25 protein-coding genes are annotated in these 22,273 nt (G+C 53.7%); 19 read left to right on the plus strand and 6 right to left on the minus strand.

Annotated features, from left to right (window positions below):
* Position 1: 1 nt before the first annotated feature.
* On the plus strand, positions 2-748 hold the full coding sequence (locus tag IFT57_RS07300) for a prepilin peptidase (RefSeq protein ID WP_241032693.1): 747 nt from the start codon (positions 2-4) through the stop codon (positions 746-748).
* Between the two features lie 20 nt (positions 749-768).
* Positions 769-1,440, plus strand: coding sequence for a hypothetical protein (locus tag IFT57_RS07305; RefSeq protein ID WP_122531128.1), 672 nt, complete (start codon positions 769-771; stop codon positions 1,438-1,440).
* Between the two features lie 28 nt (positions 1,441-1,468).
* On the opposite strand, the gene IFT57_RS07310 is transcribed toward IFT57_RS07305, so the two are convergent.
* On the minus strand, positions 1,469-2,998 hold the full coding sequence (locus IFT57_RS07310) for a hypothetical protein (RefSeq protein ID WP_122531127.1): 1,530 nt from the start codon (positions 2,996-2,998) through the stop codon (positions 1,469-1,471).
* Between the two features lie 148 nt (positions 2,999-3,146).
* Between IFT57_RS07310 and IFT57_RS07315 the strand changes: the two genes are divergently transcribed.
* From IFT57_RS07315 to IFT57_RS07365, 11 genes are all read left to right on the plus strand, one after another.
* Positions 3,147-3,557 carry a type IV pilin protein gene (locus IFT57_RS07315; protein ID WP_192092510.1) on the plus strand — a complete coding sequence of 137 codons (411 nt, stop codon included), beginning with the start codon at positions 3,147-3,149 and terminating at the stop codon, positions 3,555-3,557.
* The gene (locus IFT57_RS27100) at positions 3,554-4,024 is read left to right on the plus strand and encodes a pilus assembly FimT family protein (RefSeq protein ID WP_274605027.1); all 471 of its coding nucleotides are present in this window, start codon (positions 3,554-3,556) and stop codon (positions 4,022-4,024) included. Before IFT57_RS07315 ends, IFT57_RS27100 begins: the two co-directional genes overlap by 4 nt.
* Positions 4,025-4,043: 19 nt before the next feature.
* A complete protein-coding gene (locus tag IFT57_RS07325) occupies positions 4,044-4,397 on the plus strand; it encodes a hypothetical protein (protein ID WP_122531124.1) in 354 nt (117 codons plus the stop codon).
* A complete protein-coding gene (locus IFT57_RS07330; RefSeq protein ID WP_192092508.1) occupies positions 4,394-5,035 on the plus strand; it encodes a PilW family protein in 642 nt (213 codons plus the stop codon). Before IFT57_RS07325 ends, IFT57_RS07330 begins: the two co-directional genes overlap by 4 nt.
* An 8-nt stretch (positions 5,036-5,043) precedes the next feature.
* The gene (locus tag IFT57_RS07335; protein ID WP_192151021.1) at positions 5,044-7,026 is read left to right on the plus strand and encodes a hypothetical protein; all 1,983 of its coding nucleotides are present in this window, start codon (positions 5,044-5,046) and stop codon (positions 7,024-7,026) included.
* A 50-nt stretch (positions 7,027-7,076) separates the two neighbouring features.
* Positions 7,077-7,385 (plus strand): hypothetical protein, encoded by a 309-nt coding sequence (locus IFT57_RS07340; protein ID WP_163020481.1) that lies wholly within the window; start codon positions 7,077-7,079, stop codon positions 7,383-7,385.
* On the plus strand, positions 7,382-7,771 hold the full coding sequence (locus IFT57_RS07345) for a DoxX-like family protein (RefSeq protein ID WP_163020480.1): 390 nt from the start codon (positions 7,382-7,384) through the stop codon (positions 7,769-7,771). Before IFT57_RS07340 ends, IFT57_RS07345 begins: the two co-directional genes overlap by 4 nt.
* Positions 7,768-8,235 (plus strand): DUF2269 family protein, encoded by a 468-nt coding sequence (locus IFT57_RS07350; protein WP_192092504.1) that lies wholly within the window; start codon positions 7,768-7,770, stop codon positions 8,233-8,235. The genes IFT57_RS07345 and IFT57_RS07350 overlap by 4 nt, the downstream gene beginning before the upstream one ends.
* Before the next feature lie 206 nt (positions 8,236-8,441).
* Positions 8,442-9,434 (plus strand): hypothetical protein, encoded by a 993-nt coding sequence (locus IFT57_RS07355; RefSeq protein ID WP_192092502.1) that lies wholly within the window; start codon positions 8,442-8,444, stop codon positions 9,432-9,434.
* 177 nt (positions 9,435-9,611) lie between these two features.
* On the plus strand, positions 9,612-10,088 hold the full coding sequence (locus tag IFT57_RS07360; protein ID WP_122531118.1) for a hypothetical protein: 477 nt from the start codon (positions 9,612-9,614) through the stop codon (positions 10,086-10,088).
* Complete coding sequence (locus IFT57_RS07365) at positions 10,085-10,393, plus strand: hypothetical protein (RefSeq protein WP_122531117.1); 309 nt, start codon at positions 10,085-10,087, stop codon at positions 10,391-10,393. The genes IFT57_RS07360 and IFT57_RS07365 overlap by 4 nt, the downstream gene beginning before the upstream one ends.
* Here IFT57_RS07365 and IFT57_RS07370 read toward each other — a convergent pair.
* The gene (locus IFT57_RS07370; RefSeq protein WP_192092500.1) at positions 10,390-11,988 is read right to left on the minus strand and encodes a hypothetical protein; all 1,599 of its coding nucleotides are present in this window, start codon (positions 11,986-11,988) and stop codon (positions 10,390-10,392) included. The genes IFT57_RS07365 and IFT57_RS07370 overlap by 4 nt on opposite strands.
* The gene (locus tag IFT57_RS07375) at positions 11,985-13,520 is read right to left on the minus strand and encodes a hypothetical protein (protein ID WP_122531115.1); all 1,536 of its coding nucleotides are present in this window, start codon (positions 13,518-13,520) and stop codon (positions 11,985-11,987) included. The genes IFT57_RS07370 and IFT57_RS07375 overlap by 4 nt, the downstream gene beginning before the upstream one ends.
* A gap of 136 nt (positions 13,521-13,656) precedes the next feature.
* On the opposite strand from IFT57_RS07375, the gene IFT57_RS07380 reads away from it, so the two are divergent.
* Positions 13,657-14,907, plus strand: coding sequence for a hypothetical protein (locus tag IFT57_RS07380; RefSeq protein ID WP_122531114.1), 1,251 nt, complete (start codon positions 13,657-13,659; stop codon positions 14,905-14,907).
* Between the two features lie 110 nt (positions 14,908-15,017).
* Positions 15,018-16,274, plus strand: coding sequence for a hypothetical protein (locus tag IFT57_RS07385; RefSeq protein WP_122531113.1), 1,257 nt, complete (start codon positions 15,018-15,020; stop codon positions 16,272-16,274).
* A 51-nt stretch (positions 16,275-16,325) separates the two neighbouring features.
* On the opposite strand, the gene IFT57_RS07390 is transcribed toward IFT57_RS07385, so the two are convergent.
* On the minus strand, positions 16,326-17,816 hold the full coding sequence (locus IFT57_RS07390; RefSeq protein ID WP_241032691.1) for a hypothetical protein: 1,491 nt from the start codon (positions 17,814-17,816) through the stop codon (positions 16,326-16,328).
* A gap of 92 nt (positions 17,817-17,908) precedes the next feature.
* On the opposite strand from IFT57_RS07390, the gene IFT57_RS07395 reads away from it, so the two are divergent.
* From IFT57_RS07395 to IFT57_RS07405, 3 genes are all read left to right on the plus strand, one after another.
* Entirely contained in the window at positions 17,909-18,469 is a 561-nt protein-coding gene (locus IFT57_RS07395; RefSeq protein ID WP_122531112.1) for a hypothetical protein, read from the plus strand.
* A gap of 8 nt (positions 18,470-18,477) precedes the next feature.
* Positions 18,478-19,119 (plus strand): hypothetical protein, encoded by a 642-nt coding sequence (locus IFT57_RS07400; RefSeq protein ID WP_122531111.1) that lies wholly within the window; start codon positions 18,478-18,480, stop codon positions 19,117-19,119.
* 99 nt (positions 19,120-19,218) lie between these two features.
* Positions 19,219-19,680 (plus strand): hypothetical protein, encoded by a 462-nt coding sequence (locus tag IFT57_RS07405; RefSeq protein WP_122531110.1) that lies wholly within the window; start codon positions 19,219-19,221, stop codon positions 19,678-19,680.
* Between the two features lie 199 nt (positions 19,681-19,879).
* Here IFT57_RS07405 and IFT57_RS07410 read toward each other — a convergent pair whose 3' ends face one another.
* Both IFT57_RS07410 and IFT57_RS07415 read right to left on the minus strand, forming a co-directional pair.
* Positions 19,880-20,335, minus strand: coding sequence for a hypothetical protein (locus tag IFT57_RS07410; protein WP_192092496.1), 456 nt, complete (start codon positions 20,333-20,335; stop codon positions 19,880-19,882).
* Positions 20,336-20,468: 133 nt separating this feature from the next.
* On the minus strand, positions 20,469-20,840 hold the full coding sequence (locus tag IFT57_RS07415; RefSeq protein ID WP_192092493.1) for a hypothetical protein: 372 nt from the start codon (positions 20,838-20,840) through the stop codon (positions 20,469-20,471).
* Positions 20,841-21,011: 171 nt separating this feature from the next.
* Here IFT57_RS07415 and IFT57_RS07420 point away from each other — a divergent pair, with 171 nt between their 5' ends.
* Positions 21,012-22,268, plus strand: a complete 1,257-nt coding sequence (locus IFT57_RS07420; protein WP_122531107.1) for a mechanosensitive ion channel family protein — start codon at positions 21,012-21,014, stop codon at positions 22,266-22,268.
* The last annotated feature ends 5 nt before the right edge of the window (positions 22,269-22,273 follow it).

The following is a 22,273-nucleotide window of genomic DNA, read 5'->3' on the forward strand; positions in this document are numbered from 1 at the left end:
TATGATGTGGCTTTTCACCTTGATAGCATCCCTCGCTCTCGGCGCGCTCGTTGGCCGCTTCCTCAATTGGCTCTCTGGGGCCATGATCCGGGGGATGGAGATTCAATGGGAAGCTGAAAAGAACGCGGTTGAAATCCTTGACCGTCCAGCTGGTCTCCCGCGCCTGATTTGGAATCAAAAGCCCCCCGTCTCCCAGTGGCTGACTCAATGGAAGCGAACTCCAGCATCCGTGGCTATGAGCATTGCTGGTGCGGTTCTTATGGCTGCACCAGTCTTTTTCGAGGCCGCCCTCCTTCAGTCAGTCTTTGCCCTCGTCGGCCTCTTGATGCTCTTGATGCTACGCATCGATGCTGAGCACTTCATTTTGCCAGATGTGCTGGTGTTTACTTTGCTCTGGTCTGGGCTTATCTGGGCTGCCACATTCGATCCTGATCCACAAAGGGCAATCATTGCGGCCTTTGCAGCCTATGTCGGTCTGTACGTATTGTCCGAAGGCTACAGCGCCCTGCGCGGGCTGCAGATGATGGGCCATGGAGACTACAAGCTGTTCTCAGCCTTGGCCGTCTGGTTGCCCTATCCAATGATTCCCCTGCTCCTGCTCGGCGCATCGATCACCATGATCGTGCTGTGGCTTGTTTATTACCGCCACAAGAAGCAGGTGGAAATGCCATTCGGGCCTGCGCTCATAGTTGCAGGAGCCCTACTCATCCTCACCGAAAGCCAACCGTGGCTATCGATTGCAAGCTAGCAACGCACCTAAGGACGACCATGAACCCTGACATCTACCTGCATGCCTACCAATTCTTTGGCGTGTTTTTCTTCGCCGGCATCGCTTTGGGTATTCTGACCTCTTCGGACACCACAGCCGGACTGTTGAGTTTCTTGTCGCTCTTCGGATTGCTGGTGACAGCCATACACCAGATGTTCGGCATCATGGCTTTCATTGCCATACCTGCTGGACTGATTGTCTTGAGTTTTATAGGCAATGGATATGGATTGATCCTCGATAAGAGGAACGACATCTTAAGAAAGAGAGCCGAGAGGATGTTCCCTCTCGCTAGCCATTTTGAACTGAACTGGATCGCTGCCAGGCTGAAAAAAGGGCAAGACGTCTCCGAGCTGCGCTGGGATGGGTACAGAGTCATCAGGGGCCAGGGTGACTCTGTTGAAAAACTCACTCGCCGTGGCTGGGGGCCTCTCATCGACCCTGCTGCGCCCTACCCCTACCTTGAAGAACAAAAGATTTTGGAAGCGGCCCTGTCTCCACTGGGCGTTCTCCTGGCCCCTGAGATGAACCACTTCCTCTGCAGCATGCTGTATTTCAACTGGAATATCGGCAATCTTGTTGTTGAAGATAATCTCCTGCTCGTTACGATGAAAAGGCGAGAGGAAACCCGTATCGATCGAATCCCGTTTTCATCCCAATCTATTGCGCTCTAGCCAACCACAATCGATACGACCGGGGCTTTCAAAGCCCCAGATCCTGTCCCATCAGCGCCTCATGAAAGACGTGGTGCTTGCCAATTCCCGGCTTTTTCAGCAGCTGTGCATCAAGCACCCCCATCGCCTGGGCGCATCGAGTCACCCTTTCGGTGGGAACACCCTTATCAAGCAGCAAGACCATGTACTCCCCCAAATTTTGAAGCAGATGGGGCTGGTCTTTGACCATCTTCACGGCAATGTGCAGCGCCTTATCGTCTACTCGATCGCGCTGAATCCAAAAGTCTAGCTCACCTTTAAACAGCTCCCATTGGGCTTGATGAGTCATCTGACTTGCTAAGGGAGCCATTGATTTCAGTGCATAGTGGATTGTCTCGTTCGCCATTCTTCCTCGGGCCAGCAGGTAATCCAGGGTGGCGAGGTCTTCTGTGTGCTCTAGAAGCGTCACACTTGAGACCACAGGGGTTCGGGAAAGATGAGAGTCAACAATCCCCAAAAGTGTGTGAATACCTTCATTCTTGAGCCGCTGTACGTGCAAGCCATCAGGCACATCCATGGCCAAGTCATTGGCAAATGCCCCCAGGGGGCCTGCAAGAATGCGCGTCAGGGCCGTCAAAGACTGCGCATCGCGCAGCCCAGGGTGGTCGCCGAACTGAAAGCGAAGGTCGGCGCCGATAGACAATGTGGCGAGACGGTCGGGATACAGCGAAAAGATGTTGTATAGCATCTGATCGAATAAAATCTGTTTCTGAGAGGGCTCAGGATCAAGGCGCTCCACCAGAAGATCGAACGCAGGCTTGATTCTCCTGATGACATTGCTCGTTGAGAGGCCCTGGGCGCACATGTAGACCACCGGATCATAGAGCAGATGGGGCACAAGGTTATTCAGGGTGATGGGGAGTGGCTGCCCGTCGATCACCTGGCTCAGCGCTCCACGGTATGCCATCTCATCGAACTCAAGACCCTCGTTTCCCACCACTCGGTCAAACAGATCAGTTACCGGGGCCTTGCGGAGCAGGATCGAGGGCGCGGGATTTGTAACCGGATCCATAGTAACAAATCGCGTGGCGATGCCTACGTGGAGCATGCCGATGAGCTTGCCTGGGTCTAGATCATCCACGACTTGGTGTGAGCTGTTACTCCACTCAACCAGCGCCATAAAGGCGGCAAACCGGACGTCCTCCCCAGCTAGAGAAATCCTGCTGAGCACGCTGGCCAGCCCTCCCTTGGATCGCTCAAGCCCAAGCTCGGTACTGAAGCTGTTTCCAGTGTCCTCAGCAAAGATGACGAAGGGATCCCAGCCGTTGGCCTGGTCGCAGTCCCTGAGGTAGGCAGCCATGAACTCGGCCTTGTCGTAAGAAAAAAGGCTCACGAAGGGTTCATCAAACATCAGGTTGGCGTCAAACATCTCGTTATGGGCGAAATGACTGAACGGCAGATTCGGATCAACGTTATCTCCGGCTTGCGTCATATCAGCACGCACCGACTGGTCAAGTTGAGTCAGGATGGCCTGGACTTCAGGCCTGAAAGCGCTAAGGGGTGTCGATCGGAATAGCATGGGCTTACCTGTGAAAGCGAGTCATCAATTTAATGCTATCTCGTGCGAGCATCGAATTGCCATTGAAGTCGGTTTAGCCTAATATTGCTCATCTTTGCAGGGTCGGCAAGCCCTGCACCCAAATTCCATCACTTCGGGCTACTTTCGAATGACGTTCTCTGTTCGAGGCTTCACCTTAATCGAGCTGTTGGTCACAGTGGCCATCGTCGGCATTCTCGCGAGCATCGCCTTTCCTGCTTACAACAGCTACATCGACCGCTCAGAAGCCAAGGGCGCCCAGATGGATCTGCTGGCGCTGGGACTGATGATCGACAGCGACTATCAGCGCAACATGGCTTATCCAGTACAAACCCTGACCGCCACTAGCCAGGTGCAGGCAAAATACCCTTCGTGGAGCCCATCCCAGAGGAATTTTGACTACGCCCTAAGCTCCACAGCCTCAGGTTACACCCTCACAGCCAATGGCAAGAAGGGGGGTAATAAGAACTGCGTGGCGACGATCAAAGAAAACTCAGTCAGAACCAATACCTGTGCCGGCAGCAATGGGGATTGGCAGTGAACAATCAACAAGGCTTCACGCTAATCGAGTTGATGGTGACGGTCACCATCCTCGGAATACTCTGCGCAATGGCCGCGCCCTTCACGGGTCAGTGGGTCGACAAGAATCATGTCAGCCAAGCCAGTAGTCAGCTCAGTGAAGCTTATGGTCGTGCCAAAGCTGCAGCGCTTCGCAACCGCCAGGCCGTACTGCAAGGCAACGCGGCTTCTCTAGTCTGCATCGATACAGCAAAACTCTCTATCCACGAAGGCGTGGAAGGCGTTACGTCAGCCAAATGCACAACCACGGCAACCTGGGCAGCCGCCATTCCCAAAAACGTTTCAATCCGTGACGCCACCGGCCCTGTGTCTTGCATCGCCTTTGATAATCGAGGCTTGCAGATCAAGCCTGACGACAGTGCCTGTTCGGATCAGACCCTATTAACGCTTTCAAGAGGGTCGGCCAATGACCAGATTTCACTCAACTAAGCGCAGCCAACGTGGTGACATGCTTATCGAAGCCATGATTGGTCTGTTGCTCATGAGCATCATAGGACTGGCCTTGTCCATGGCAGCGGGTCGCGCCAGCAACGCCCAGAAAGACATGAGCGTACGCAACATTGCTGTCACTCAGATGCGAGACCTGCTTCAACGGAACGGCAGCGGGACTTTGGATCTTTGTTCTCAAAGCACCACCATCAACTTGCCTGGCAGTCTAAGCCTACCGGTGACCGTCTCTGGATGTGCCACTACCTCAGTCACGGTCGGTGGGCTTGTCATCGCTGACGTTGCCTTGCCCCTGAGGCTCTCGATCACGCACAAAGTATTGGGCGGAACACTCAACGTCGGGGGTGGGGCTTGAAAAGGCAGCGCGGCGTTACCCTCATCAGCTTGATGATAGGCGTGGCCATCTCCATGACTGTTATCTTAACCATGCTCGGCCTGTTTCAGAGCTTGATGGTGATCTCTCTAAAGTCCAATCAAGACTCGGCACAGGATGGCGAAGTGTCTACCGGCCTCACAACACTTCAGACGCTGGTGCAGAGTGCAGGTTACGGCCTGGCTCCCGCAGCCAACCCGCATGTTCAATTAGCCGCCACTAATGTGGCGCAAGGGGCGACTGCCCTGCTCTGGAGATTTCAGGACACAGGCGTTCTTCGCTGTCAGGGTGTTGTGGAGCTTCCAGGTGTAGACCCACGTACCAAGAAAGACATGCGCGTGCTGACTTTGCTCACGGCCAAAGCCTGCTCTGGCTCTGCCAGCCTGGCTTCACTGACCTGGTCAACCACAGATGCACTGACCCGATTCAAGAACACCACGACGCAACAGACCCGGCTCACGCTGGAAACACAGCTATGTGCGCCCTTCGGTGTTGCTTCGCTCAAGGCTTCGCACTACGCGGTAGGCATGTATGCCCCAAGCAGCGCTGTCAGGGCTGGCGTTGTCGGGGTTGAGCCTATTCATTACAGCGTTTGTCTGACCAACCTGTCGACCAACTGAGGAACCTCATGAAACGTTCAAGACGAGAATTCTCACGACGCCGCCAGAACGGCATGGCCACGATTGCCTCGGTGCTGTTGATTGGCTTGGCCATCACCGTCAGCACCCTCTCCATGATCTATGGGGTTCGAAGCGCCAGCCAAAAACAGATGGCAGTCCATTCCAGCACCCATAGCCAATCCGGCGCCTGGGCGGCGTTGGATGTCGTACGCAAGTTTCTAGAGCAGCAAGCCGCTACTGATGCAGGCGTTACCGCCCTTAAGCCGCTGAATTTCAGCATGGGCACCAATACCATTTCGGTAACTTGGGGAAGTGTGGTGCCGGCTGCCGACGGGACGACTCAAGTGATCGGCATTTTGACAAGCAAGAACGAGCCCGCCCGCTCGGCCAGCGTATTGCAGGCCACCTTCACCGTTGTAAAGGGTTCCGCAGGCTCTGCACCTGCCGTTGACCTTCCGGCTGCGGTCACGATTCATAATGACTTGGACATGAGCGGTGGTATCGACTTCAAGGGTGGCGACAATGCCCGACTGGTGGTCGAGGGCAATGCCAAGCTTGGCAGCGCATCCATCGTAGGCTTGCAATCGATCAAGGCGACAAAGGGCATCTCGATCGGCAGTGGTATTTCGGTTCAAGATGTCTTCGCCAATGGCAAGCTTAGCCTGACCGGCAGTGGCAACGTCATGACAGGTTCGGCATTGGGCGATATCACCGTGGACAGCGGAGGCAGCCAAGGCACCCTCAAGACTAATGGCAATCTCACCATCAGCAATGGATCTGTGGCCAAGGGAGACGCCCTGGGGTGGATCAAAGCCTCTTCTGGCGGTACTCACGGAACGTTGACAGCAGGTGGTGACCTCACGGTGAGCAACGGCACAATCGGGCAAGCGAATGCCGTCGGGTACGTGATGATCACATCCTGGCCAACCACCAAGATCGTCAACAGCCAGGCGACCGTGACATGCCCCAGTCAGTATTGGTCAAACTACCAGAGCATCAAGGCCAAAAGCACCATCAATTGTCCAACGGCTAACGTGACAGCTCCCGCAGCGGTCTCGATCAGCCTCATGCAGCGACTGACCGCATTTTCGGTGGATCCACAGCGCGTTGATGCCTACCCACTCAAGGATGCAGCCAACTATGCATTCGAATACGAGAATAATCGTATAAAGGTGACAGTGCAGAATGTGAATGGGTTGGCCGATGGTGCCTACTGGCTTGGCAACTATGGCTACCAGAGTAACCGGGGCTGGCAGAACTTCCTGTGTCAGCAGGTTGACACCAACAACAACTGCACCCTGCCGTCAAAGCCCACTACAAGCTTGAGGACGCTATGCCAGGGATTTTCCAACTCCAATGGCTGCGTGACCTACAGCAAGGGTGTGTGGTCAATCTCAGGCAAGAATCTGGCACCTGGTGTCATGTGGTTCCAGGGTGACGTCAATGCCTCCAACGGCACCTACTACAATACCTTTCTGGCCACCGGAAACATCAGCACCAGCGGTTCTCACAAGACCTATGGGATGAATTATGCTGGGTACGGCGTGGTTTGCCAGAACCAGTACCCGGTCAACAAGACTGCTGACTTCGAGGGCATGTACCCAACCAACTACTGCGACATGGCATCAGGCACTCTGAAGGCCAATGCAATTGGTAACGCGGCATTTCTGGCGGGTGGATATGTAGGTACCATTTTCTCTGGTGGCAGCATCACCCTGGGAGCATCCACTGAGGTGTTTGGCAGCGTTATCGCAGGTGATCTGCTGGGCACTGGCGGCAACTCCATTGTGCATGGCTACATCAACGCAGCAGGCCAAGGTACGGGTACCGTGAATGCCTGGGGCGGCAGCACAACCATTGACCTTCGAGACCTCCCCCCCGGCTTCATGCCCGGCAAGCTGCCAAGCATGGATGGCGGTGGATCTGGTTCTGGATCTGGAGGCGCGGCCACCGAGGCTTCGGCCAGCATACGGTGGGCTAGATACCTTTGATGAAACAAAAATAGCTGTAATGTCTTTTTCTCGCACCTTCAAGGACTATCATGGATATTGTACTCCTCATCGTTTTGTGGATTTGCAGTTTGCTCTCTGCAAAATTTTGCAGTGAAAATCCACCGAAAACGCTATTCCAAAGCCTCCTGCATTACGCGTTCACCGTCATTTCATTCGGAATCAGTTTCATTGCGAGCTTGTACCTTTTCTTTGGGTTCACCAATTGGGTGCCTGAATGGTGGATGGTTTTGGTGTTAAGTCTGGTGCCCGTAGTAATCGGCGTGCTTCTGGGTCACCTTTCCAAGAAGAAAAGAGAAGGCTCAACCCCTGCTCCGCACAAAGTTCCACAGCAGCAATGATTTCGAAAGCGCAGAGTGGCTTGGATATTCGACCATGGATGGTGGGCGCCTTGGTCTTCCTTTGGGTTTGGACTGCATTCGTCAGCCTGGGGCCAGGCCATGCATGGGGCATGAGCTTGATGAATGAAATTGGCGCCAGCACCGAGCATGCAAAGCTGGCAATCCTGGGTGGCGCTGTCAGTGACGCAATCTTGGGCTTTGGGCTGCTCATTGGCCGTTGGCGAAGACACGTTCTGAAAGCTCAGCTTGCCTTGATGTTCTGCTACACCCTGATCATTACCGTGATGCTTCCCCACTACTGGTTCGACCCGTACGCCAGCGTCGCCAAAAACGCGGTGTTGATGGTCGCCACCCTCTGGTTAATCCGCACTGAGCCACAACAATGAACGCCTATCTGCTGATCAAGACTCTTCACATCCTCTCATCAACCATCTTGTTTGGTCTGGGTGCTGGCTCCGCCTACTATGCCCTGCGTGCCTGGCGCTCTGGACGGCTGGAGGTGATCGCTACCACCTTCAAGCATCTGGTCTTCGCTGACTGGGCCTTCACGACAACCACGGCGATCGTACAGCCTCTGAGCGGCATTGCCTTGATGCACCTCGCGGGATGGTCTCTGAGCATGGCCTGGATTCAATGGAGCATCGGACTTTACGTGTTCGCAGGCATTTGCTGGCTTCCTGTCGTGTGGCTGCAGATCAAAGTGCACAAGATGGCGGTTGCGGCACTGGCGAGCGGTACTGAAATGCCTATGAAAAGCCGGCAATACATGAAGTGGTGGTTCGCGTTGGGCTGGCCAGCCTTTCTGTCCTTCATCGTAATTTTCTACCTGATGGTAGCCAAGCCCATGTAGACAGCTTGCACGATTCGACCCTGGAAAGGGGGTTTACAAGAGTCGGTTTTATGATAAATTGGCTGCAGGTTGTCTCCGCCCGCAGCTTGCCCCAACTGGGATGGCAAAGGAGATTGCATCATCCTCAATCGAACTCGGTATTCCTGCCAGCGATTGGGTAACGCAAGCGCCCCATCTGAAGTTGCTGGCTCCTGGAGAATCCGAACATGCAATCTGAAAACCTCAGTGCAATAAAGTCGCACGCCTCGATTTTAATCGAACACCTACAGCGCTATGGCATTACCTTGAAAAAGACCCAAGCGCTTGAAGTCGTCTCTAATCTGCACGCCCAGACCGACTGGAACCGTGTCAGCGCCAAGCTCAAAACTCTCGGCAAGTCGAGCGCAAGCCTCCAGAGCAAGCCCTCCGAACCCCTCCCCACCTGCTTTCTTATCGGGCGACCAGGGGTCGGAAAAACCGAAGTTCTCAAGACCATTGTTCAGCTGGAATCAGCTGATAAGTCGGCCTTGCCAGTGCTTGTGTGCTTGTCGGGGTCGGCTCACATCGACGGCCACAGCATCGACAGCAGATTGCCGGCTCTGAATCGCTGGACTGTCCATTACGATGAGCAGGGCCTCACTCACGTAGAGAGCCCAGATGCGCTGTCTGACTCTGGCCAGATGATCAATTTTGTATCCTTGGTCAGGGGTGGAAGGTCAGGGCTCAAAGAAGCCTTCGTGCAATTTATGCGTGAGTACGCCGAGCAAATACCGCACGGCCAGATCGGAAGCTTCATAATCGATGAATTCGCCCGGCTCCCCAAAGAAGACGAGCTCGACGTCATCAATGCCGCTGTGCGATTTTGTGCAGGCCAGGCGCTACCTGTCAGGCAATTGCTGATCGCCTCACAAACACCGCCTATCCTTGCATCGAGAGCGCCAGGCATAACCCCAAGGTTTGTGGTTGAGTTGCACTACCCAGTCGCCATGCCTGCAGATATTCCGGTCGAAACTGTCATGCACTTCAACACCAGAAATTTCGAACCCGAGTGGCTTTCGGAATCTGCATCAGACCCACGACTTGTTTCTGACATCTATGCGCGAGTGCTGAAGGAGATTTTCAGCGAAGACCGCATGGATGGAGGAAGCAAAGGATCAAGGATGAGTCGCATCCTGGGCAACTCACTATGGTTTCGCGATTTACGCAATTCCCTGATCTGAAGCCCAGTCTCACTCCAGAGTGACCGAAACCTGGTCTGGGCATAAAGGGCTGTTTTGGGGTCAAACCTGAAACAGCCTTTCAAGATCCAACCTCACACCCTCGCCAAGCGACCTAACTCGCCAATTAGTACCTAATTCATGTTACCATTATGGTAATTTCAAGCTCAGGCAAATGTAATGACCGAACCCGATATTTTGCTGAACGATCTGCTCTCCGAGCTTGCGGTCGCGCTTGGGCAGGACAGCGGCCTGGATATCTCAAGCAAGAAGCTCAAGGCCTTACTGCTGGAAGAGGCGCAGTGCGAAGTGGTTGTCCTTGCCGATGCAGATATCATCACCATCGAGCAGATGTGGCTGCTTTTTTCTGGCTGGAAGCTCAGGATTGGCCAGGCCTATGGTCTTCTGTCGGGTGACCCTGCTATGCAGGATTTTTGGGAACAACACATGCCTGAGACCAGAGCAGCTTTCTCAGGGTTGTCCAGGAAAGTAGTTCACGGCATCACCCGCTCACTTCGACAGCACGAGCGAGAAACCGGGGTAAGTATCTCAAAGGTGATGCTCAGCTCTGTTGAGCGTGATGAGCCACTGCAACAGAGCTACACCCGAGCCGCATTCCAAGTTCAAGGCCTCAGAGCAATAGGGAACCACCCGTGAACGATACATCCACATTGCGCATACCCAAGGCGCACCCTGCCCGCTTCTTCCTGGCCGCTGGCGCTATCGACGCCCTGGACAAGCCAACCGGGAAGGCGATCGCCCAGCTCACCGGCCTTCAGGAGAGCAAGGTGAAGCTTTACATTCGGCAGCTGGTCACTGATTACGGCATGAATATCGAGATGGTGGGGCACACCTACAAGATCCACAGCTGGGGAAGGCTGCTCAAGCAGGCCGGTGTCCGGGCCTATCTTCGCGATTACCTGGTGGGCAACCTGGACTTTGAGATCAGCGCCAGCTTCTAGAGCCCCAGATCCTGGGCAATGAACTCATCGCGGATTCTGCGAGGAGCTTCTGGGCTGAGTATTTTCAGCACTGAGCTGTCGAAGCCGGCCCACGTCATCATGTGGTAGGAATACATCCCCTTCTGCTCAAACACCTTGAGAACGATGGGCATCGCCCTGTCCCAGTCAGTCACAATCTTTCGGGGGCTTCTGAACGTCAGGGTCACTAGATTGTTTCTTTTGAGACCCCTTTCTGATCTTGATGCCTGCACATCGATTGCCCTGTGAACCAGCATGAGGGCCATGTTCAGTCGAGAGAGCTCGCTGTAGGCCGGAAGGTGCAGATTATCGATGATTGCCCGCATTTGAGGGTGTTCCTGGCTGGAAACCTCTCCTGGATCGACGCCCTCAAAGAACGCCTCCAACACTTTGAGCTTTATCTGTGCCGACACGGCTTTGAGCAACACTGTAGGCTTGACTCGGCTTTGCAGTGCGGCGACTGCGCTGAGATTCATGTCAGGCGCTAGCCCGCGTTCTTCAAGTCGATCCAGTGTTCTGATAGCCAGCCATCGCTCACAAGCATTGAGCTGAAATGCATCCACTGGCGAGCATGTCAGCCTGTTGGTGGCTGCCAGGGATCGATTGATTTCGACTGCGCTGATGTGGCCCCCTGCAATTTCATGGGCTTGAACACCAATCTCCCTAAGGCGCTCGGGAAACAGGCAAAGTGCATTTACTATGCCCTGCCTCACGCACAGGGTCGCGGTACCTGCGGACTCCCTTCTTGCCTCCTGATCGCGAAGCAAGATGGAGATAAGCGGGCTAATCCGCTCGACGATCAGGCTTGTAGGCATGCCCTTTAGACAGCAGGCAAGCGCAGGGTTGTAGACCAACATGTCAATGAGATAGTCCTCCCTGAGCCAGTTCTCAAAGCCGCCTTGGTCATAGGTGCTGAAATCCGCCCCGGCCTGGAGCACAAGGCTCTGAGCAATCTCGGCTATTTCTTCTGGCTCAATGCCGTCGTCCATGAAGTAGGAAACGTAGGTGTTATGGATGGGGGTAGTGGCGCGCATGCCGGTTTTTGCTTCAAAAATGGCCCATGACATCAAGCCAAGTCCTGGAACGACCTTTTTATTGCTTACTGCATCATGGAGGCAGTATCGAATCCAGGTGCGCAAACCTTGAAGAGCGATGTCGGGGTCTAGGATATTTTGCTCAATCAAAATCTTGCTCGCAGATCCCTGAAATTCATTGGCAAGAAGGGTCTGGGCCTTCACTCCACACACGCCACTCATGTAAGGCTCAAGAATCGTGTAAAGGAATACGGGGTCACCCCCGTCAAGATGGAAACCGGTGAGCAGATCAAATGATTCGCGCACAGGCTCAGAGCTCTCTCCGTTGCCAAGAGCCTCATCCAGGCCTGGTATCACCTGGCTTTGGAACTCGTCAGGATGGTGCATCAGCAGCGCTCGCAGCGAGCCGTAAGCAGGCTCGTTTTCGCCATACCGGCTAGCCAGGTAGGAGTTAAGCACCAGAAGTATGCGCTCAATCTTGATTTGCGAATCCATTGCGTAGGCATCCGCCCTGGCCACTGAGAAAAGCGCGTTCAGTTTCATAGCCCGAGATCCGCCCCAAATTGTCGATCGATCAATTGACTGCTGGCCTTGTTGCCGGCGATCTTGAGCTCATGGCGATCAAATCCAAAAGCATCGAAAAACTGCAGATTCACCTTGTCTTGCTGCATCAACATATCGAGGGCAGGCGCAACCAATTGAGGGCGAGCCCTGAAAATGGCTGTCAGGTCGCCAGACAGGTCATGAGTGATAGCCGACTCAACCACCGAAAGCAACACGACGTCAGGATAATGAACGACACTCGCAGGTGTGAAGATGCGTTTCAACCAGTCTTTGCTGAGAGCGACAGACTTCAGCATTCCGCCAAGCTCGATAAACCAATCCAGGCCTTGCTCCTGAATGACAGGGGATGGGTGCTCAAGCCCGTCGAAAACCTCGGGCATCTTGAGCATCAGCAACGCGCTCCTGGCATCCTTAAGGTATTCGATTTTGAAGCCAAGGCCTCTCTCGTTGAGCGACCTGGCAATCTGGGCTCTGCAATCATCTTGAACGTTTGCCAGGCGAAAGGTAAATGCCTGCAAGGGGCCACCGAACACCTCCATTGTTTGATCGAGGTGAGAGCCGATGTGAATTTGACCTTTGTTGCAACCATACAGCTCGCCGGGGCTCGCATCGATGAGCTTCAAGCCCTCAGGGAATGCGCTACAGAAGTTTACCAGCGCCTGGCGCCTGATGGCCGAGCAGAGTGTCGGATTCGATTTGATGGTAGTGGTGCACTTGGCGATGAGCTTTTCCATGCGACCCACGACTACGGCGATGTCTGCCCCGGACGCTGCCATTCGATAACCCATGTTGTACGCAATCGGCAAGTGTTCTCGACACACCATCGACAGGTGTTGAGACCAATGCGCCGCTGTGTTGGGTACGAGCACATTGACCCGCAGCTCAACCATTTTGTTGATGATCTTGTTGAAGCTTGCAACCGACCACTTCTCTTCTGAGTCATCCAGCCAAAACCCTTTTGCGATCTGGCCAAGGGTGAATCCCTGAACATCGCTGGGCTCATCCCGAAACTGAAGCAAGTCGCTGTCGTCGAATCGGAAGGCTGATAGCTCGGTGATCGTGAGCGATTCCACGCTGGAGTTTACTTCGCCCACGTTAGCGGAATCGCAGACCTGCAAAGTGGCTGCGACTTGGTCTGCGTGATTGGGCATTGCCATTCTGAAATGGGCCAGGTGAATCCCGCCCTTGCTGACTTCTTCCTTCCACTCAGCCATCTCGAAGGGGTAATAGTAGTGAACGTCCATGAGCAGGTCGACCCCCTCATCCAAGAGCAAAGGCATCAGATCGACTCGCGGGTCTTCCAAATCATGAAGTCCGGTCTTTTTCAGTTCATCGAGCAGGAAATAGTGATCTGGCTGCAGGCTATGCAGGATGGAGACGACGTCCGAATCAACATAGCCGTATGAACTGGCAAGAGGGCCGAAGTGATTGGCAAAATCCTGCAGCTGTTTTTGCCTATGAGCTGAAAGCACTGAGGGATCTGCATCCTTGAAGAAGGTGTACCTGGCCACATTGACTCCCGCTTTGAGCGTTTCCTTGCTATTTTCTCATTATATGGCTAAAGCGACGACCAGACCAAGGAGTTAAAGCGTTGAGCCCAGGCGCCCCAGCGGGTTAGCATGGAAAAAAGATTCCAAAGGATTCTCCATGAGCCGGGCCATCAGCATCGACGACTTCAAGCCCCTGTGTGATGAACTTCTCCTGCAGGTGATCCAACGAGACTGGCCCATAGCTTCGAGCCTGGCAGTTGATTGCCAGCGCTTCATTACAGCGGCGCATCAACAAGGCCAGGATGAGGTTGCCAACCAGGCCAGAGGGCTCTTGGATCAACTGGTGCCGGCTGATGACAGTCAAGTTCAGGATCAATCTCATAGTCTCAGCGACCTCTTGCAACTCCCAGCAATGAGATCGCTCATCTTCAAGCATCTGGAGCTGGCCCCAGCTCAAACCCTGATGCTGGTCGATCATCTCACGCACGCTACAGGGTCAGTGGTCATTGGCGGGTTGATCCGCCGAGGCGTGCTTGAGCCCCCGAATGGAAACGACTTCTCTCAACCCAAGCCTCAACCTAGCGTCCAATTGATCCATTCGCTGTTGGACGGGGGTCTTAATGAGCCGGCTGCTGAGCTGATCAAAGCGTTGTCGAATGCCAAGGAATTGGAATCCAGCAATTTCTTTGTGGACAGCCAATTTGTTCAGGCCTTGTTGCGCGTTGGTCGAACAAGTGTAGGGCGTGAGGTGTTGGGGGGCATAGAGGAGCCGCTGGGAAAACTTGCCGCAATGATGCGCACCACTCCCAAAAAAGGCCCCGCACGGTTCACTCCCGCTCCTTTGGACGATCTGTATGACCTATCTGCACTTGGCGCGAACGATCTTGCCCGAATGCTCTTCATCACAGGGGACTACATCAGCCATCCCGTGAAATTGACCGAAGTGGCAGCGGCCCTCGGAGGCCCTTTCAGTCGCGAAGAGCTGATAGATATGGGCAACTATCGTGTCAACTACGAGGGGGACACCACCGTCTGGTTCAGCAATGCGCTGTCTTACTGGATCGAAAACCCAGAAACTCCCTGGCCTTTCCTCAATAAGCTGGATGGGGGTGACAGTGCTCAGCAGCGGCTGACCAAGTCAATTCTTGCCTATTCCAGGAACACAACACTTGGGATGGAAAATCACGTCCATGCACTCTCGCACGCCTACAGATGTCACCCTTTCAAGAACAACGCTGAGCGAGAACGCATTATGCGCCAGGCGGCGGTGCTTTACGCAGAGGGTTATTCAGGAACCGATGAAACAAGAAAATGCATGACGGTTATGCGAGAAGGCTTGCCAAGAAATTTGCAGGTAGCCGTATTTCCGGACAAAGATCTCGAAATGGCGATCGATTTAGGTCTGTAGCTAGGCTAAATCCAGCAGTGCACTGCAATTATGTGGGAAGTCGAAGGATCCCCTTGAGCCTCGATCCAAATGGACGTTAGGATGGGACTTCGAACAGCCAGAGCCGAGCCATGAGCACCCCCTACACCCGCAAAGCCTTTCAGGCTCTTTATGATGAGCTGTTCACGCAGCTCGTTCAGCGCGACTGGGTAATTGCTGCCAGTCTTGCCGTCGAATGCCACGGCTTCATCGATCAAGCCTTCGGCAGAGGCTACCGAGCAGTCGCAAACGCATGCCTGAAGCAGCTGGATGATTTGGTGAGTCCCGTAGCCACCCATCAGTACAAAAGAACCTATGGATACAATGGCCTCTGGGCGCTGCCAGAAATGAAGACTTTTGTGCTGAAAAATCTTGAATACTCGGCTGAGCAAGCTCTAGCCTTGTCACAGGGTATCACGGCGGAAAATGTCGACCTGGTTGTTCAAGGGCTTGTGCGCCGGGGCGTTCTTGAACCAATGGGCGATGAAGATGATGAAGAAATCTTCCTCACAGGACGCTACTGCGTTGAGTTGGTCGCCGTTCTGCTTGATCAAAAGCACCACGATGCAGCTGTAGTGCTGATAATGGCTCTGGCCACTGCTGAGCTGGTTGAAAAGAGTGATTTTTACGTCGATCATGATTTTGCTCGATGCCTGGCGAGATTGGATGAGACTGGCCTGAATATTCAGCAAATCATGAAGTCTATCGAAGCGCCGCTGCTCGATCTGTCCACAATGAATCGACCCTGTGGTAACAGCTACGACCTTGCATCCCTTGCCGACCTGAAGGCAATAGCTGAGCTTGGAGCTCCACAACTGGCCAAGCGTCTTCTGCTGGATGGGGACTATTGCGCAGAGCCAATTGACCTTTGTGCCTTTGCAGAAGCGATAGGAACCCCGTTCACCCGGCATGAACTCATTACCATCGGACAGTACAGAGATGGCAATGTAAATGCTTCGGGCATTTGGCTTGGCAGCGTACTCAAATACTGGCTTCATCATCAAGACGTGGGTTGGCCGTATGCGTGCGGGCAAGATGAAAGCCATCGAGTCGATAGCAGGTTGATCAAGTCTGCTACTGCCTGCTCCACCGTTGACGAAATCCCTGATGAGGTCGCCAATCATGGGGTCGTGATGGCAGCTGTCTTCGATGATCACTCCTTCGCTTCAGCAACCGAAAAAGATCGCCTCCTCGAAAAGGTGGTTCGGCTGCATCTTGCGGGGCACAACGATGAAGAGTCAGCGGCTTGTATTGAAGGTTTCTTTCGGAGCCCTCTTAAGGCCATCGCAATGAGGACACTCAGTCATGAAGCCCGCGATCATGAATTTGGTACAGACCTGGGTCTTTGAGAGCAAAGCACCGCCCTTCTCGCTGTCGGCGGGGCTTTGGCCCTCTTGGTTTTAATGCAGCCCAGGTGTCGAGGTTTCCCTAAGGGTCACTTTCGCAGAGGGGTTCGAGGCTGCTGAAACCACGCCAGTGCGCAGAGAAGCAAGCTTGTGTTGAATGCTTTGGGCCACTGCGTCACGCACGCTGTCCTGAGCGGGATCGACGCCAGGTGCTGTTGCTTGAGCAACAAGGGTGCTCAAAGAGTCACTGAGCAAAGATGCAGAAAGCTCGTTGCTGACCTGGCCTTTCCAAGTCGAGACAATGGAAACCTGCCGATCAAGACTCGCTGAATCGCTGAGTGTCTTGCTCATCTCATTGTAGAACACCCTGGATTCCTGTTGTCGGTAAGCTGTCCCCCGACTGATGCTGGTCAGTACCCAGCCAGAGGCCTTGTCGGTCAGCTCAGTGTTCTCAGCAAGAACCTGCTGGCTCTGAGCATCAACGATTTGCATGGCGGTCAGCAGGGCAAAATCTGTCGCGTTACCCAGCTTTTCTCCGTAAAGCTGGCGAGTGAATCCACGCATCACATTCGCTTTGTTCACCATCTTTATGGCGTCATCTTTGTCCACGCCTTTCAATCGGGCATACAGGCGTAGGCGCTCCCCCAGAAACTCCATCTCTTGAGCAATACGCCGGGCTCCGACACTGTTGAGATCGATTTGGTGGTCTGCGTTCATGAAATTGGCCTGAAACAAATCATTGACCAGGACATTCACTTCGCTGAAGTTCATGCCTTTGACCATGCGTGGATCGACCTTGCTGATGATTGAGGATAAGGCATTCAACGTCATATGGGTCGTGTCTGGAAGGCCGGCACGGTAGGGCATAACTCCATCGGTAAAGACAGTCCAGTCGCCAGTCTTGCTGGCGCCCAGCATCACAGCAGAAAGATCTGCATAGGTTTCTCGCATGCTGATTTCCATCATGCCAATGGGCTCGGCGTAGCCACTGTAGGCATTGATATTTTGAATCTTGATCAGCTGGTCGACCGATTGGGTGGTGCTGTTGTTGAAGCAGTGGGAGAGCTCATGCGCCGCCAGGTAGAACTGGTTTACATTGGCTTGTACGAAGGTGTTTTCAGAATCCTCGTTGCTGTTCATCATGAAGTGGCGATTCACCATACCCTCGCCCTTGTTGTCCTGCACGATGACCGCGCAGTAGGACTGATCACCCACCTTGAATTTCATGGCGCCACCACCGGACTGGCTCAATAGGGCCAAGCGGTATTTGGAAGGCATCTGTTCATAATCAACGAATCGAACCGATTTTCCTTCTGCATCTACACCACTGAGATAAGGGGTCTTGGAAAAATCCATGGAGGTGATTGCTGCGTCAGGATCGAGTTTGTGTTCGATCGAGACATCAGCAGACGCATGGGTGGACATGGAGGCGCAAACGACCATTGCTGCGGTGGCCAGGAACCTCCTGACGTTGTTGATGAGCATGAAATCACCGGTCTTGTTGTTGTATTTACCAGTGTATTGCCAGGCGATGGCTTGAGGCAACGCCAAGACCTAAAAATGGCCGTACGGAGGGTTGCGTAGGCATGCCTTTGTCTATATATTGCAGTGACCTTACTCACCGCGAGTGCTCTATCATGCACATGCTGTTCGATGATCAAGTCAATGCCTTCTCCAGTGTTCTGACCGACCTGAAGTCCGGGCGTCATGTGCAGGTTTTCATCCCAACCACAGAGCCTGCTCAAGATTTCTCCTCCTGTTACGATCGTTTCCGCCGCTTGGACGATGCTGCCGACTACTTGTTCGAAATGCTCGGCAGTGGGGCTGAAAACATCACAAGCGAGCCTGTCATGCGCGCAGTCAGCTTGCTCTCGGACACCCTGATCGAAAGCCGCTACCGCTTCGGACAAGAGCGCGACAGCATGGGCGAAGCCCAAGTGCGCGAGTACGAAGTCTGGATGGAGAGCTTCTCCAAAATGGTGGCTGACCTCAAAGCCATGGCGCCCAGCGAAGTCCTCAAGCAGATGTACTGTCACCACCTTGTGGTCGGTGATGACGTTCAGTGCTTCTACCGCTTTGAGGGGTTTGAAGGCGACGTGATGATGACCAACATGCCCATGAACTTCCTGGATTCGGTGATCAGTCGATTGGTGATCCTGCCAAGCCGGCAGTCCAGCCTTGGCACCTCTCTTCACTAAGGCCTTCCATGATCCGCTACCACCAGCAGCTTGGCGTCGTAGAAGCTGAGCTGTTAGGGCGGGTGCTTGCCAATCCCGCTGGTGCACCCGAAGCCGACCTGCATCGGGTGGCCGATACACTAACCGCCTACCTGGTGCGCACAACCCTAAACTTTCACCCCTCTCACTTTTCAGTGCTTGCCGCTGATGCCGATGGGCTAGGGAAAAGAATCCTTGCCCAAAGCCATCCTGACCATCAGATGGGCCTCTACGTTGATTGGCTCAAGACCCAACAGGTAGGCGGCGGCTTGAACGTCTCGATCATAGGGCCTAAATTTCGCGAGCTGCACGCCAACGCACTAACGGCTCTCGCCATCGTTGACCCGCTCCCCTTCGATTATGAGCCCCTGGTTCGGAGATTGCTCGAACACGTTGAAAAGCCTGAGCTTGAGCGAATATTGAGCGTAGCGGGCGTTATTTCCGAGGAATGGGTCGAGCAATTGGAGCTGGATCTCAATCTGGATGTTTCGATCTCCTTGCAAGCCTTTGCCATTGTCCCAGAAGGCTTTGATCTTGCCCCTTTCAGGTCAACCTTGGAGCCCTACCTGCGCGAACCCATGATCAACACGTTTCCACGTATCGTCAGGGACATACTCGACGCGTTACCCTGACCGTGAGCTCTGGCTGATCTCTGAAGCTTCACACATCATCGATTTACCTCTAAAAATCATCATGCTAGTGTTGTTTGAGAATAAATTGAGGAATCTGCCATGACCCCTTCCCTGCTGAACTACGGCCCAGACCGCATCGTCGGCCCGCTCACGCAAGACCAGATCTACTACATCCATCAGCACCAGTTGTGGATCAAGGACGGTTTGGCCGATCTCAAGTTCACATGCCGCCAACGCCACGACAGTTACCACGGGGAAGAAGGGGGCGACATGGGTCTGCTGCTGGCCGACGAACAAGGTCTGGCCTGCCCCTACTGTGACTTCCGTCAACCCGAATTCCATTCTGCATTGGCAAGCCTACCCAGCATTACCTACGCCGCGATCAGCATTGAAGACATCGACCATCTACTGGGTCGAGCCAGGCACCATCATGGCGAATACAGCGCCCTGAATGATCAGCAAGGTGGCTCAGCGCTCATCCAGGGAGTTCTTTATTCCCTGGAAGCACGGATCGCCGAACTGGAGTTGCGTAAGCAGTCTGCCGGTGTAGCGACTGCATAAGGGCCTCGGGAACCAAGTCGCTGTCCTGTTTGAGAAGCCCGGATTTGAGGTGGCCGCAGAATGAATGGGAAAGGCATCGGGGGGAGTCGCCTTTCGACCATGGTCGGCTGCGGTTGATCCAGGGCTTTTTTGCAAGCAAACCATATATCCTGGTTTGCCGGCTGTCGCTATGCCTGAGAGGGGCATAGCAGGGACTCCATTACATTGGGTATCCCAGAGTGTCGTCCCGGTCAATGCGCGCCTTGGGCATGCGCACAGCGTCAGGGTGACGATCAAGCACGACATCTGTCTTGGTTTTCTCGCCAGGCAGGCCCAAAAGGTCAGCGGCAGGTGTTTCGCTCAAGGGTAGGTTGATGGCATCAGGGTTTGCCCCACTGATGGTTTGGCTTTTAGGCAGAAGATCAAAGACGTCTTCAGCAACGAAGTACTGCTGGTTCTCAGTTCCTGGCTCACCATACAGGTGCGTGAGATCCATTTTGGCGTTTGTGCCCATGATCTGTTGAAAGCCGGTCTCAAGCCTGGCGAAGAGGCTGTCAGAGGCTTCAGGGCTCAGTGATGGAAAACCCTTGTAGTCTTCCGGAGTGGTCGGCTCGATGCTCATTGCAGACATCGGTTTGATGTCGTCCAGCGAGTAGGTTTTCTTGTCAGTAGGCATTGGAAGGATCCTTGGGTTTTTTCTTGATAATGCGTGTGGAGCGCTGCTTGCGTCAAAATTCAGCTGCCCACTGCATCAACCGAAAAGTCTCAACCAAAAATGCAGTCTGCTACGCAGAATCAGCGACCTCCCCCTACTCTTCCTCGTCGCTCTCTTCCCGCTCCCGGCGAAGCTGGTATTTTGAATTGCTCATTCGAGCCTGGGCGATGAAGGAGTTAACATCAGCATGAGTGAGTTGGCTGCCTCTAGCGCTGGAGGCGAGAATGTCGCCGACGGTTCGAATGATAGAGCCAAAATCTAAACCCAAAACGTCAAAATCAAGCCACTGATCACACGCCAGGGCAACAGGCACGCCTTTGCGATCTGCTGCAAGCCAGAAGGCGTCGATCTGGTGCAGAACATAATTGCAGTCAGCCCATGAACAGTCGATTTTTTCCATAGCAAGGCTATATTTGTACCCAAACTCAGAACCTAAACGCTGTATTTCGAAGAATCGCTTGTCCATGATGGCAAACCATTGTTGTGTTGCGGCGGATTGAAGCATAGATCGTCATGACATGGAATGATGGTTTACGATAATATTGCATCACCCTGGTCAAATGCGCGTGCAGTGACCCAGTGGCCCTATGCATACCAGGTTGGTATGCGGCCCAATGCCTACGGAAAATAACTAGAAATGACCCTGCTTGCTGATTTGCTTGCCTTTTCTCCCATCGACACCGCCAATGACTGGCTCAAGCACTATCCCACCGCCTACACCGCCTGCATGTGTTTGCTACTGCTGGCCGGGGCTTGGCTTGCACATACCGCACTCAGGGGGGTGATCATGCGCGGTATCAGCTACGTGCTGAGTCGCACCCTTTTCACCCAAAACCAATCGCTTCCAGGCAGGGCCATAGCGCCACTGGCAAATGCAGCACCTGCATTCATTATCTCTGCGGGTACAACTTTCATACCAGGCCTTCAGCCGGCATTTGTTGCTGTGCTTGGCAATGTATGCACCGCCTTCATTATTCTCAGCTGCTCGCTATTTTTGTCAGGTCTGCTGGACTTGGGAAGTGCACTCTACAACAAGAATCCCACCAATCGCCTGCGCCCAATAAAAGGCTATCTGCAAGTGGTGAAGATTATACTTTATCTCATCACGACAATACTTTGCATTGCAGCTTTAGTTGATAAAAGCCCCCTAATTCTGCTGTCTGGCCTAGGCGCCATGGCTGCAGTGCTGATGCTTGTGATGCAGGACTCAATTCAGAGCTTCTCCGCTTCTATGCAGATAACATCAGGGGATATTCTTCGCATAGGTGACTGGATTGAGATGCCGCAAGTTAATGCCAACGGCGAGGTGGTAGACATTGCCCTGCACTCAGTAACCGTAAAACAATTCGATCACACTTTAATTAGTATACCCACCAAGCTGTTTATAACTACGCCATTTAAAAACAACCGACAGATGTATATTGAGGGTGGCAGAAGGGTCAAGCGCTCAATATTTATAGACCAAACTAGTATTCATCACCTTAATGCAGAAGAAAAAAAGCACCTGCATCGTTTCGCTTTGCTGAAACAATACTTCAAGGAAAAGGAAAATGAAGTGGCAGGCTGGAACAACAGACTCCACGACCGGGGCCGTGATCCACTCAACACTCGAAGGCTGACGAACCTGGGCACCTTTCGAGCCTACGTCGAGAATTATCTGCGTAACCACCCCAAGGTTCGCCAGGACATGACGCTCTTGGTTCGCCAGCTTGATCCAACGCCTACTGGCATTCCGCTTGAGATCTACTGCTTCAGCGGCGACACGGCATTCGTGGAATTTGAGGCCGTGCAGAGCGATATCTTCGATGCCATTCTCGCAATCCTTCCGGAATTTGGCTTGCGCGTGCATCAGCACCCTACAGGTAACGACTTTCGGAGCCTGAGCCAACGATAAGAGGT

The sequence above is a fragment of the Pseudomonas sp. CFBP 13719 genome (genome assembly GCF_014842095.1).
Taxonomy (GTDB): Bacteria; Pseudomonadota; Gammaproteobacteria; order Pseudomonadales; family Pseudomonadaceae; genus Aquipseudomonas.

What these genes read in the sequence shown, in the direction of transcription:
- IFT57_RS07315 (WP_192092510.1), top strand. Translation starts at nt 3,147, where the DNA reads ATGACGTTCTCTGTTCGAGGCTTCACCTTAATCGAGCTGTTGGTCACA.
- IFT57_RS07415 (WP_192092493.1), bottom strand. Translation starts at nt 20,840, where the DNA reads ATGGACAAGCGATTCTTCGAAATACAGCGTTTAGGTTCTGAGTTTGGG.
- IFT57_RS07305 (WP_122531128.1), top strand. Translation starts at nt 769, where the DNA reads ATGAACCCTGACATCTACCTGCATGCCTACCAATTCTTTGGCGTGTTT.
- IFT57_RS07370 (WP_192092500.1), bottom strand. Translation starts at nt 11,988, where the DNA reads ATGAAACTGAACGCGCTTTTCTCAGTGGCCAGGGCGGATGCCTACGCA.
- IFT57_RS07410 (WP_192092496.1), bottom strand. Translation starts at nt 20,335, where the DNA reads ATGCCTACTGACAAGAAAACCTACTCGCTGGACGACATCAAACCGATG.
- IFT57_RS07380 (WP_122531114.1), top strand. Translation starts at nt 13,657, where the DNA reads ATGAGCCGGGCCATCAGCATCGACGACTTCAAGCCCCTGTGTGATGAA.
- IFT57_RS07385 (WP_122531113.1), top strand. Translation starts at nt 15,018, where the DNA reads ATGAGCACCCCCTACACCCGCAAAGCCTTTCAGGCTCTTTATGATGAG.
- IFT57_RS07360 (WP_122531118.1), top strand. Translation starts at nt 9,612, where the DNA reads ATGACCGAACCCGATATTTTGCTGAACGATCTGCTCTCCGAGCTTGCG.
- IFT57_RS07335 (WP_192151021.1), top strand. Translation starts at nt 5,044, where the DNA reads ATGAAACGTTCAAGACGAGAATTCTCACGACGCCGCCAGAACGGCATG.
- IFT57_RS07340 (WP_163020481.1), top strand. Translation starts at nt 7,077, where the DNA reads ATGGATATTGTACTCCTCATCGTTTTGTGGATTTGCAGTTTGCTCTCT.
- IFT57_RS07420 (WP_122531107.1), top strand. Translation starts at nt 21,012, where the DNA reads ATGACCCTGCTTGCTGATTTGCTTGCCTTTTCTCCCATCGACACCGCC.
- IFT57_RS07395 (WP_122531112.1), top strand. Translation starts at nt 17,909, where the DNA reads ATGCACATGCTGTTCGATGATCAAGTCAATGCCTTCTCCAGTGTTCTG.
- IFT57_RS07350 (WP_192092504.1), top strand. Translation starts at nt 7,768, where the DNA reads ATGAACGCCTATCTGCTGATCAAGACTCTTCACATCCTCTCATCAACC.
- IFT57_RS07310 (WP_122531127.1), bottom strand. Translation starts at nt 2,998, where the DNA reads ATGCTATTCCGATCGACACCCCTTAGCGCTTTCAGGCCTGAAGTCCAG.
- IFT57_RS07400 (WP_122531111.1), top strand. Translation starts at nt 18,478, where the DNA reads ATGATCCGCTACCACCAGCAGCTTGGCGTCGTAGAAGCTGAGCTGTTA.
- IFT57_RS07345 (WP_163020480.1), top strand. Translation starts at nt 7,382, where the DNA reads ATGATTTCGAAAGCGCAGAGTGGCTTGGATATTCGACCATGGATGGTG.
- IFT57_RS07405 (WP_122531110.1), top strand. Translation starts at nt 19,219, where the DNA reads ATGACCCCTTCCCTGCTGAACTACGGCCCAGACCGCATCGTCGGCCCG.
- IFT57_RS07300 (WP_241032693.1), top strand. Translation starts at nt 2, where the DNA reads ATGATGTGGCTTTTCACCTTGATAGCATCCCTCGCTCTCGGCGCGCTC.
- IFT57_RS07325 (WP_122531124.1), top strand. Translation starts at nt 4,044, where the DNA reads ATGCTTATCGAAGCCATGATTGGTCTGTTGCTCATGAGCATCATAGGA.
- IFT57_RS07355 (WP_192092502.1), top strand. Translation starts at nt 8,442, where the DNA reads ATGCAATCTGAAAACCTCAGTGCAATAAAGTCGCACGCCTCGATTTTA.